The organism is Mucilaginibacter sp. UR6-11, from assembly GCF_020880695.1.
Lineage (GTDB): Bacteria > Bacteroidota > Bacteroidia > Sphingobacteriales > Sphingobacteriaceae > Mucilaginibacter.
This window is the reverse complement of the sequence record NZ_JAJIWO010000003.1, coordinates 329,855-342,227: the sequence shown is the minus strand read 5'-3', so window position 1 is coordinate 342,227 and position 12,373 is coordinate 329,855. Positions and strand designations below refer to the sequence as shown.

Annotated in this window: 6 protein-coding genes; 4 read left to right on the top strand and 2 right to left on the bottom strand. The window is 46.5% G+C overall.

Annotated features, from left to right (window positions below; all coding sequences use genetic code 11):
• Positions 1-112: 112 nt before the first annotated feature.
• From LJ658_RS10435 to LJ658_RS10420, 4 genes are read left to right on the top strand one after another with little or no spacing between them, the layout of a single operon-like run.
• A complete protein-coding gene (locus LJ658_RS10435; RefSeq protein ID WP_230546444.1) occupies positions 113-3,370 on the top strand; it encodes a glycosyl hydrolase in 3,258 nt (1,085 codons plus the stop codon).
• 34 nt (positions 3,371-3,404) lie between these two features.
• The gene (locus LJ658_RS10430; RefSeq protein ID WP_230546443.1) at positions 3,405-5,732 is read left to right on the top strand and encodes a GH92 family glycosyl hydrolase; all 2,328 of its coding nucleotides are present in this window, start codon (positions 3,405-3,407) and stop codon (positions 5,730-5,732) included.
• Positions 5,733-5,738: 6 nt separating this feature from the next.
• The gene (locus LJ658_RS10425; RefSeq protein ID WP_230546442.1) at positions 5,739-6,791 is read left to right on the top strand and encodes a hypothetical protein; all 1,053 of its coding nucleotides are present in this window, start codon (positions 5,739-5,741) and stop codon (positions 6,789-6,791) included.
• A 54-nt stretch (positions 6,792-6,845) separates the two neighbouring features.
• On the top strand, positions 6,846-8,519 hold the full coding sequence (locus LJ658_RS10420; protein ID WP_230546441.1) for a carboxylesterase/lipase family protein: 1,674 nt from the start codon (positions 6,846-6,848) through the stop codon (positions 8,517-8,519).
• Between the two features lie 181 nt (positions 8,520-8,700).
• On the opposite strand, the gene LJ658_RS10415 is transcribed toward LJ658_RS10420, so the two are convergent.
• Complete coding sequence (locus tag LJ658_RS10415; RefSeq protein WP_230546440.1) at positions 8,701-11,307, bottom strand: c-type cytochrome; 2,607 nt, start codon at positions 11,305-11,307, stop codon at positions 8,701-8,703.
• A 21-nt stretch (positions 11,308-11,328) separates the two neighbouring features.
• The gene (locus tag LJ658_RS10410; protein ID WP_230546439.1) at positions 11,329-12,177 is read right to left on the bottom strand and encodes a DUF1080 domain-containing protein; all 849 of its coding nucleotides are present in this window, start codon (positions 12,175-12,177) and stop codon (positions 11,329-11,331) included.
• Between the last annotated feature and the right edge of the window lie 196 nt (positions 12,178-12,373).

Sequence of the window (12,373 nt, the reverse complement as noted above, 5' to 3'; positions counted from 1 at the left end):
ACAGTACAGGATGGATGATAATTTAACTAGTATTATTTTTGGTAAACTATAATGCACCGATATTGTAGTTTTGATTTATAAACCAACTCCATTATTATTAAATTATAATCTCATGAGCTTAAACAAAGCCTTATTGAAGTGCTCTTTTGTTTGTTTGTTATTTTCAGGATTTGCCGTTGATAGCGGCGCACAGGTTAAACAGGTGCCCAATGCCGCGATGACCAATTTTAAGTCGGTTGAAACCGGTTTCATTACCGTGCCTGATGACATCCAAACCAGTGTTTACTGGTACTGGCTGTCAGACAATATCTCAAAAGAAGGCGTGATCAAGGATCTGGAAGCTATGAAAAAGGTAGGGATTAACCGCGCCTTTATCGGTAATATCGGGATTGATGATACCCCCTTTGGCAAAGTGAAGATATTTACCACCGAGTGGTGGGATATCGTTCACACTGCTTTAAAAACAGCAACCCGGTTAAATATTGAAATAGGCTTGTTCAACAGCCCCGGCTGGAGCCAGTCTGGCGGCCCGTGGGTTAAGCCGGAGCAGGCTATGCGTTACCTTACCTCATCACAAACTATGGTGAAAGGCCCGTCTGTTTTTAATAAGACGCTGGACAAACCTAACCCCGTTTTTCAGGATGTAAAAGTGATTGCCTACCCGGTAGCGGCTGATTATGGTAACAGCATTAATGATTTAAAACCTGCGCTGTCATCAATACCCGAAGCCGGGTCATTAAACAATTTGATTGATAATGACGAAGCAACCAGCTTAAAAATACCCGGTGGACAGCCGTTTGTTTTAGATTTTAATACCAACCGGCCATTTACCGCGCGCAGCATAGTGATTACCCCCAGCCATAACGGGCTTAATTTTGAGGGCGAGATCCAGGTAAAAGTAAATGGTGCGTTTACCGGCATAAAACACTTCTCAGTCGACCGAGGTAACACGGCGCTTAATGTTGGCTTTTTGCCATTTGGCCCGGCGGCTATTTCTATACCGGTTACTACGGGCACTGATTTCAGGATAGTTTTTAACCATGTATCAAACAACTGCAAAATTGCGGAGATCAGGGTATCGGCAACGCCGGTGGTTGAAAACTATATTGAAAAAACCGAAGCTAAAATGTGGCCTACACCACACCCGTTCTGGGATGCGTACCAGTGGCAGCCGCAGCCGGTAATTGATAACGATAAATATGTGGTTGACCCGAATAAGGTTGTAGACATTACTAAATATATGGCGGCGGACGGTACGCTTAACTGGAAGGTGCCTGCCGGTAACTGGATCATTGAGCGTACCGGCATGACACCTACCAACGTTAAAAACTCTCCGGCTACGCCTGAAGGCACCGGTCTGGAAACCGATAAGATGAGCATCAGGCATATCGAATCGCATTTTGACGCTTTCCTGGGCCAGATCATAAAACGCATACCTGCCGAGGACCGCAAAACCTGGAAGGTTACCGTTGAGGACAGCTACGAAACCGGCAGCCAAAACTGGACAGATGATTTAATTGCCGAATTTAAAGCGGCTTACCATTACGACCCTGTGCCTTATATCCCGGTAATGCAGGGTAAGGTGGTAGGCAGTGCCGATCAATCTGACCGTTTTTTATGGGATTTGCGCCGCTTGATTGCCGATGATGTTTCTTATAAATATGTTGGCGGCCTGCGCGATATCAGCCATAAATATGGCTTAACTACCTGGCTAGAAAACTACGGACACTGGGGCTATCCCGGCGAATTTCTTCAATACGGCGGACAGTCGGACGAGATTGGCGGCGAGTTTTGGAGTGAAGGCGATCTGGGAGATATTGAAAACAAAGCGGCTTCATCATCGGCACATATTTATGGCAAGACCAAAGTGTCCGCCGAATCATTCACCGCGGCGGGAGATGCCTTTTGGCGCTACCCGGCCATGTTTAAAAAACGTGGCGACCGCTTCTTTACGGAGGGGATCAACAATACGCTACTGCATGTTTATATAGAACAGCCTACCGATAAACTGGTTGGCTTAAATACCTGGTTCGGGGTTGAGTTTAACCGGTTAAATACGTGGTTCTTTGATATGGACGTGTTTTTAAAATACTCCAAGCGTTGCAACATGATGCTGCAACAGGGGATTTATGTAGCTGATGTGGCGTACTTTATTGGTGAGGACGCGCCAAAGATGACGGGGATTGTTGATCCGGCATTGCCACAGGGCTACTCATACGATTATATCAATGGCGAAGTAATTAAGAACCGGCTGACCGTTAAAAACGGAAAGTTGACATTACCCAACGGCATTAATTACAGCATACTGGTACTGCCAAAGCTGGAAACCATCCGGCCGGAATTGCTTTTGAAATTGAAGGAACTGGTTGCACAGGGCGCGGTTATTTTGGGGCCAAAACCTAGCAGGTCGCCAAGCTTACAGGGGTTCCCGGCTGCTGATAAACAAGTGCAAAGCCTGGCTGATGAGCTTTGGGGCAAAATTGATGGCAAAACCACCAAAGTAAACCATTATGGTAAAGGCATGGTGCTATCGGGCATGGATATGCAGCAGGCGTTAAACTTGGTTAAAGTAGTACCTGACGCCAAAATAACACAAAGCGATTCTATCCTGTTTATCCACCGTGCTTTGGCTGATGGCAATATCTATTTTATATCTAACCAAAAAACAAGTACCGTAAAGATCTCTCCCGAGTTCAGGATCAGCGGTAAGCAGCCAGAGTTGTGGAACGCGGTTACCGGTGATATCCGAAGCCTGCCGTCATATTATCAGAAAGACGGCACAACCGCCGTTCCGTTGAAGTTGGCGCCGTATGAAAGTGCTTTCATTATCTTCAGGAAAGATGGCGCGAAAAAAGATACCAGCCTGACTAACTATCCGCAGGCAAAAAGCACCATCGCTATAAATAAACCATGGACCGTAAATTTTGACCCTGCCATGCGCGGCCCGGTTAACCCAGTAGTTTTTGAAACGCTGACAGATTGGTCTTTAAATAAAAATGATAGTATAAAATATTATTCGGGCACGGCTTTTTATCATAATAAATTTAATATAACTACTTTAGTAAAAGGAACCAATTATATCCTTGACCTGGGCCTGGCCCGGGCCATTGCAAAAGTTAAAGTTAACGGCGTTGATGTAGGTGGCGTATGGACACCTCCTTACCAACTGGATATTACCAGCGCCCTAAAGCCCGGTGTAAATACCATTGAGGTTAAGGTGGTAAACACGTGGGTTAACAGGCTGATAGGTGATAGTAAATTACCTGAGGCCCAGCGGCGGGCAACGGCAATTGTAATGCCTAATATGGGTAAAGGTTTAGAGTCGTCAGGATTATTGGGGCCGGTACAAATTTCAGCAGTTAAATATTAATCGCGACGGCGATTTATTATAAACTTAAATTGCCATGATATCCCTAAAAAGGTTAATGCTTGTTGCAGGGCTCTGCGCTGCGTTGTTGCCGGCTGCGGCCCAACAAAATAAACAACCGATTGATTATGCCGACCCGCTATTGGGTACGTCCGAATCGCGCTGGATGCTCAATCCGGGGGCTACCATGCCCTTCGGGATGGTGCAGCTGGCACCCGATAACCAGGAAGCTGTCTGGAAATCGGGCTATGAATATTCTATCAATAATATTGGCGGTTTTAGTCACATCCACTCGTGGACAATGGCAGGGCTGTCGGTAATGCCGACGGTAGGTATCTTAAATATTAAACGGGGTTCGGCAGATAACCCGACAACGGGCTGGACAACAGGCTACCGTTCACGCATCTATAAAGAAACAGAAAAAGCCAGCCCCGGCTATTATGCGGTTAAGCTGATGAACGGCGATATCACTACCGAGTTAACCAGCACTACCCGGGCCGGCTTTTTCAGGTTTACTTATCCTACTGACCTGGACGCTCATATTTTATTTAACCTTGACGTTCCTTTTGAGAACACGGCCGAGATACTGGATGCCAGATTTACTAAAATAAGTGACACCGAGATTGAAGGCTACTCGCACCAAAAATGGGGCTGGCAGGAATACACCGTACATTTTGTGGCGCGTTTTGATAAACCGATGGAAGGTTTTGGCGGCTGGGTAGGAAACAAAATATCCAGAGATATCAAAGAACTTAGCGGCAAAGGCCAAATGGGCGCTTATGCCGATTTTAAAACAAAAGCCGGTGAGGTAATACAACTGCAAACGGCTATATCACTGGTAAGCATTGAACAGGCGCGGCTGAATTTAAAAACCGAAATGGATCCGTTTAAATGGAGCTTTGCCGCGGTGCATAACAATGCCCGCATGGTTTGGAACAACCTGCTCAGTAAAATAAAAGTTGATGGCGGCACCGAAGAAAATAAAAAGAAATTTTACAGCAACCTATACCGCTCATACGTAGCGCGTACCACCTGGAGCGATGTAAACGGCAAATGGATCGATCCTAACGAAAAAGAAAGGCAGTCAGACCCTAACTCGCCCATCCTGGGTTCGGATGCGTTCTGGAACACTTTCTGGAACTTGAACCAGTTATGGGCGCTGGTTAACCCGGACATTGCCAGTAAATGGACCCGCTCGTTTTTGGAGATCTATAAAGCCGGTGGCTGGCTGCCCAAGGGCCCTGCGGGTATTGAATACTCCGGAATTATGGAAGCCTCGCATGAAATAGCTTTAATAACCAGTACCTATCAAAAAGGTATCCGTGATTTTGATGCCAACCTGGCTTTTGAGGCCATGATGCACCAGCAAACTACACCGGGTGTGGTAACGCCCGAAGGTGGTTTTGCCGGAAATAAATATTATAAATCGTACCTGGAGCTGGGTTATGTTCCTAACGAGGATGGCCAGGTTTCAAACACATTAGAATATGCTTATGATGATTGGTGCGTGGGGCAGTTTGCCAAAGCACTGGGCAAGACAAAAGAGGCCACCATGTTTATGGAACGAGCCGATGCCTTTAAAAAAGTCTGGGACCCATCGGTTAAATATATCCGTATGAAACACCGCGACGGCACCTGGGTGAAAGACTGGAGCCCGCTTTGCTGCACCGCTTTTAACGGGCCCGGATATCTGGAAGGTAACGCATGGCAATACAGTTTTTTTAAACCGCATGATGTGCAGGGCATTATTAATTTAATGGGGAAAGATGAATTTAACAATCGCCTGGATTCTGGTTTTGTAAAATCATCCAAATTTAGTTTTAATGCCGATGGTGATATGTATGACCTGGTGCCGGTTAACCACGGCAACCAGCCCAATATGCAGGCGGCCTGGTTGTTTAACTATTCGGGCAAGCCCTGGCTTACCCAAAAATGGACCCGCGAGATCATGACCAAATATTACGGCTCAACGCCTTATCACGGCTGGCTGGGCGATGAAGACGAGGGGCAAATGGGATCGTGGTTTGTAATGACAGCCATGGGTTTGTTTGAGACAGATGGCGGATCATCCACCAAACCATTTTATGAGATTGGCAGCCCGTTGTTTGCTAAAACTACCATCACTTTAGATAATCATTATTACAAGGGCAAAACTTTTACCATTGAGGCTAAAAATACATCGGCGGTAAATAAATACGTACAATCCGCTACCTTTAACGGCCGGCCGCTCACCAAACCCTGGATCTATCACCAGGATGCCGTAAACGGTGGGCACCTTGTACTGGTAATGGGGCCAAAACCAAATATGAACTGGGGCAGCAAGCCCGGCGATGCACCGCCATCAATGTCGGCGCCTGTTAATTAATAAATCATGAAAAAAATAAGGTATTTAACGCTGTTGATCATTAATCTTGGGTTGGCAGCTTACCGGCCATTGCCGGTAATAAATACGATTGCAGCAGGCAAACAGCCGCAGGTAAGCGTAGATAAGATCGGAACGGTAAGGGTGGTTTACGGATTAAATGACAATATATTTTGTGCCACATCCGGGGACCAGGGGCAAACTTTTTCAAGCCCGGTATTGGTTGCGCATGTGGCCGACATGCACCTGGGTATGGGTAGGGGGCCGCAGTTAAGCAGCTCGGCTAATTTTTCGGTAATAACGGCGATAGATAAAGCCGGGAACATCCACTGGTTTAAATTAAAAAACGGTTCAGAAAAATGGCAGGCCATGGGTGTGGTTAATGACCTGAAGGGCTCGGCGCCCGAAGGGATGATGGCAGTTGGCGCCGATAAAAAAGATAATTTTTATGCCGTTTGGCTGGATATCCGGTTGGGGCAGAAAAATCAAATATGGTTCTCGTCGTTATCCGCCCAATCCAATAAATGGTCGGCAAACCGCCTGGTTTATAAATCACCGGACATGCATGTTTGCGAATGTTGTAAACCCGGTATCTCGGTATCAGGCAGTGCGGTAGCAATTATGTTCAGGAACTGGTTAAACGGGTCAAGAGATCTGTATGTGGCCAGATCAGCTAACGGCGGGCAATCGTTTACCGCGGCGCAAAAAATGGGACTTGGTACCTGGAAACTGGATGGCTGCCCTATGGACGGCGGCGGGATCATCATCAGCCCGTTAAACATTGTTCAGACTGTATGGCAGCGAAAAGGCGAGATCTATTTTGCGCAGGGCGCCGATCCGGAAGTTTATATAGGCAAAGGCAAAACTTGCACTATTGCAGGTAACGCAATGCATACAGTTATAGCTTACCAAAGTAATGATACCCTAAAATTGGTTACCATTCCTGATAAAAAGATGACCACAATAGGCGAGGGGAATTTTATCAAATTAACGTCGCTGGCAAATGGCCATAATTTCTGTGTTTGGGAGCAGGATAGCCACATCAAATACCGATTATTATAAATTAGCTGGTAGAAATTTCTTAACGGCTATATTGCGTTACCATTAATAATTTTTATGAAGAATAACCGCAGGCAATTTCTGCAAAAGGTCGGGCTGCTTACTACTGCCGCGGGATTAAGTTATGTAACACCTGCTGTAGCGGCAATCCGTCCTCAGGAAACGCCGAAGGATAATAAGGTATTTGCATCAGCAGGTAACGCGGTTGCCAATACCAAACATGGTAAAGTACGCGGTTATACCCGCAATAATATATTAACTTTTAAGGGGATACCTTATGGCGCGCCAACCGGCGGCGCTAACCGGTTTATGCCCCCGCAGAAGCCAAAGAAATGGAAAGACACCCGTGACTGTTTGGTGTACGGCCCCATCTGTCCGCAAAAACCGGATATGGGTTGGTTGCAGCAGGAATATGGTTTTTTATACCAGTGGATTGACGGCATGCAGGATGAGGACTGCCTGCGTTTAAACGTTTGGACACCGGCGTTGGACGGTAAAAAGCGCCCCGTAATGTTTTGGATCCATGGTGGTGGCTTTGCATCGGGATCAAGCCAGGAACATCCGTCATACGATGGCGAAAACCTAACCAGGCTGGGCGATGTGATAGTGGTGTCTGTTAATCACCGCTTAAATATTCACGGGTTTTTAGATCTGTCAGATTATGGCAGCCAATATGCTGCATCGGGCAATGTGGGTATGCTGGATATTGTAGCGGCACTTGAGTGGGTGCGCGACAATATCGCCAACTTTGGCGGCGACAAAAACAACGTCACTATTTTTGGTCAGTCGGGCGGTGGCAGTAAGGTCATAACGTTGATGGCTATGCCCTCGGCAAAGGGACTGTTTCACCGGGCCATTTCACAAAGTAATTCTATTGTGCAAATGTCAACCCATGCCTACGCCACACAATTTACGGCTATTGTTTTGGCCGATCTGAACATCACCAAAGAAAACCTAGCCGACCTGCAACAGGTTAAACCGGCCCGTTTGCAGGAAGCGCTTGCTGTGGCCGAAAAAAAAATGGGTGGCACGGTCCCGGCGGACGTTGGTCGGGCGGGCTTACAGCCTGTTGTTGACGGGAAGATACTGCCAACGCACCCGTTTGACCCGATTGCGCCGGCCATGACCGCTAATGTGCCGTTTATGGTAGGCACTACCCGCAATGAAGCATCATACAGCATTAACAATGCACCGTTAGAAAACCTGGACGATAAGGGCCTGATAACTCGCCTTGCAGAAAAATATAAAACTAAAGCTGATTATATTTATCAAACACTGCGTAAAGCGCATCCTGATGATAAACCTATTGAACTGTTATCCTACGTAAGTGCGCAAAATCCAATGGCTTATTTACAGGCCAGCCGTAAAGCAGCGCAAAATGCCGCGCCGGCCTACCTGTACCTGTTTGCCTGGCATACGCCGCAACTGGATGGCAGGCCGCGATCTTTCCATTGCAGCGAGATCCCTTTCGCCTTTGCCAATACCGACGTTACCGAAAATTATACCGGCGCCAGCGAGGAGGCCCGTAAACTGGGCGATAAGGTAGCCAAAGCCTGGATAAATTTTGCGCGCCACGGCAACCCTAACCATGATGGTTTACCGGAATGGCCCGCGTTTACGGATACCAACGGAGCCATGATGGTATTTAACAATACCTGCGAGGTGCAAAATGATCCTGATGGCGAGTCGCGCAAAATGTTAACCCGCATATTTTATAATAAAGAGGTATAGTCTGCAATTAAATAATAACAAATAAAATCCGGTTATTGCGTTTATTGGTACTTGCATTACAATTTAAACCGTTTGCCAACCGCTGGCTGATAACTCAAGCGCCAAAAGAAATAACGCTGGTGCACAAAAAAAGGTGAGCCTTTCGGTCACCTTTTTGTTATTTAACAGGGGTATTGTATTATTATTTTTTCTGTTGTGAAAGAAACGTAACCAACGATGCCAGTTCTTTATAGGATAGCGGATTGGCCAGCCCGGTTGGCATCATAGAGGTTTCAAGTTCCTTACGGGTCAGGATATCGCTGGTTTTAACCGTGTAAACATCGCCGGTAATATTGCGCAGTACAATCTTATCTGCTGTTTGCTCGGTTACAAAGCCCATATAAGTTTTATTGCCTTTGGCGGTGATTACGTTGGTAGCAAAGCCCTGCGAAATAGATGCGTTAGGCTTCAGAATAGATTCGGCAATCTGCTCCTTGTTCATGATACCACCTATCTGGCCCATAAATGGCCCTTTTGGCTTATCACCCCTGTTAAGGCTATGGCAGCTGATACAGCCCTGGCGGGTAAACAAGGCGCGTCCTTCAACCGGATCACCCTCTATTTTGGCAACGGCTAACAAAACATCTTCGATAGAAGACTTGCCAACCTGCCCTTTTTGGTTCTTGATCTTCTCAAGGTCGATCTTTGGCTCATTAGCTGCTGCGACAGGTTTTTCTTCTACGCCAAATTCTGTTATCTCCATCCGGTGACGGAAGTTCAGGTCAGTAATAAACTGCCTGCCATTGGCATTTGATTTATCCCATTCGGTTTTTAAGAAACGTTCGATAACCGGCGACTCGCTCCAGAGCACGGCTTTGTAATACGGGCCATGAGAATCCGGGCGGGTACCCCACCACCATGAAGCATCATAAGGCGCTTCCTCTTTATAAAGACGTGATAGCGTAACCATGATCTGTGCTTTCAGGTTCTTGTCATTTGATTGCTTATAGGCTGCAATTAACCCGTTAACCGCCCGTTCATCATGCATATAACGCAATGCCCATAACGCAAGGGTCGAATTTTCTGTACCGATAGCGGCTACACAGGCATCAACAGCATTAAGCGCCAGCAAAGCCCTTACTGCCAGGTGGGGCAATACAATAGGCGAGTTAGGGGTGGCATGCGGGCCTTCGGCAACATCTTTGGCCGGCGCCACAAATGATGCCGGTACCGGGGTTTTTAACAGGGTTGATGCAACCCCGGGATTACCTAAGCGACCTAAACCTATAATTGAAACCGCCCTGACACGAAGATCAGGATCATTAAGCCCTTGTAAAAAAGGTTGGTCCGGTACGTTTTGCAAATAACCTTTTCTGTCGGTAAGCGCGCGTAACGCAAATTCGCGCATGGTGGCCTCCCGGGTGAAGTTAACCAAAGCGGGTGTAGCTGTTTCGCCTGCGGTTTGTGCGTAAGTATATAAGCCGGCTACACGGCTGTATAGTTGTAAGCTTTTGTCGGATGCGATTTTTAAAGCAGCCGCTGCAGACTGTTTGGCCGGCCGGTCCAACAGCTCCTGCGAGGCATTTAGGCGTGCCACGGCACTTGGCCATTTCAGCATTTCCGCCAGTTCTTTTACCGATAGTTTGGTAAGGTTAGGGAAGGCTTTGTATTTCCAGTCATTAGGTACTACCCTTACCACATAGCCTTTACTTGGGCTGCCGCTATAACCGGCTCCGTCCCATGCTGACAGGTATAACCTGCCTGACCCGTCGACGTCAAGGTCAGTGATCTGCGGCAGCTTGATAAACTCTTCGTCCTGTTGGGTAAAGGTTGGTCCGTCGGGCGTTACTCGGTGGATATAAAGCATGCTGCGTCCCCAGTCGGCCATCATAGGTACGTTGGTATATTTCTCGGGCCAGTTTGGTTCGGCCATATATAAAGCACCGGTTCCGGAGCCGCCGCCAACATCAACCAATGCTGGTAATATTTCATCGGTAAAATGCTGAAATAAGGTTGGATAACCATACTCGCCCGATTGGATATGGTGCGAAAAACGAATATTCCAGCCACCGCCATCATTGGTGTTTTCACGGGTAAAAATATTCATATACGGGTCTATAGCCAGGTCATATACATTTCGGGTTCCATGGGTATAAATTTCCATCTCCGTACCATCCGGCCTGACCCGTACAATGCCGCCGCCCAGCATGGTTAACTTTTTGCCTGATGCATCAACCGCGTTATAAAAACCAAAGTCGCCTACACCAATGTAAATCCAGCCGTCTATACCCATTCGTATGCCGTTTGTGGCATGGTCGGTTCCCCGTTCCTGCAGGTATTTGGTATTGCTAAAGTTACTGATCAATGTTTTTTCCGGCCCGTCTGCTTTTCCGTCGCCGTCTTTATCTTCAAAAACTACCAGCGCCATACCCGTAGCCATTTTTGTTTCTTTTGAAAAGGTAGTATGCAGTACGTAAACCTTATCACCTTTAGCAATTATGCCGCGTGGGTTATCAACCTCGGCAAATTCAATATGCTTATCTAATTTACCGTCATTATCGCTGTCAATCAGTTTAACAATTCGGCCCTTACCCGGGTCCTTGCCCAATGAGCCAATCATGTCCACCCCTACATATACCTCGCCGGTAGGCGCTACGGCCAAACAAGCCGGGCTTGGTGTAATATCAGGTCCGGTAAATTGTGTAATAGTTAATTCGGGTGGGTCAACCGGTTTGGGTTTGGTAAAAAAACCTTCCAATCCCATAAAAAGTATCAGGCTTGACGCCAGGCTTATCGATAATTTAAACATTTTATTTATTGTGTTGCGTGGTTATTGTTTTGCTACTCTTTTTTCTGACATCAGTTTCTCCACAACATCGTGAAGTTTTTTAGGGTCTTTGGCGTAGGGCTCTAAATCTATGATCTCAATTTTTCTGAAATCAGTAGGATGGCTTTCGCTTTGGATAGAAATAGAACCGCTTTTTAAAAACGTGCCTTCTTTCTGGCCTTTGACAGGGTCTGTTTGCGGCTTTTCATAGCGCATCACTTCCTCGCCGTTTACATAATGTATCACCAGCGAATCGGCCAGCACCAATACCTCAACGCGCACCCATTGGTCGCCGTTAAATGTTTTTGAATTAGAGTTGGTACAGTGCTGCGTAATGATTTTGCCGTCCCTTTCAAACTGGGTGCCGGGGGTACATAAGTTTGCCGTAGGGCGTTCGCCGCTGCCCGAGCCGCCAAGCAATTGAGCTTCCATTGAGTTTGGGAAATCCTGGTCCTTTTTCATGGTTTCGGGCGGTTGGCCATGAAACATGATACCGTTATTACGGTATGCCCAGCCTGGCCCGCCTTTTACCTGATCACCAACAAAACGATATTCAACGCCTATCAGGTAATGCGAATAAGGTTTTTTATAAAACAGGTGGCCGTAACGCTCATCAAATTTATCATACTGGTCATATCTTATTTCCAATAATCCATTTTCTATCCTGAAGGTGTTGCCGAAATTATCGTCAAGATCATGGTACCTGATTTTTGGGTGCCAGTCTTTAAGGTCCTTGCCGTTAAACAGCTGCTCCCATTCAGGGCGCGGATCTGCCGTTTTAACAGCAACGCCGGAAACTATAAAAAGTAAGCTTAAAAGAACCAGGTTTTTAAGCATAGGATATGTAAACATTGACTGGTGCGGTTAATAATTTTATAATAATTTTTTAATATTGGTAAGGGTAAACTTACAAATAAAAATCATATATCATTTTATCCTGCCGTTCTTGCCTGCTTCAGGATTTACGCAATCGATTGCATAATATACGGTGCGTGTTTCCCTTGCCTGTTATTCGCTTGTAGCATAATGATGAATTATAATGCAAAAT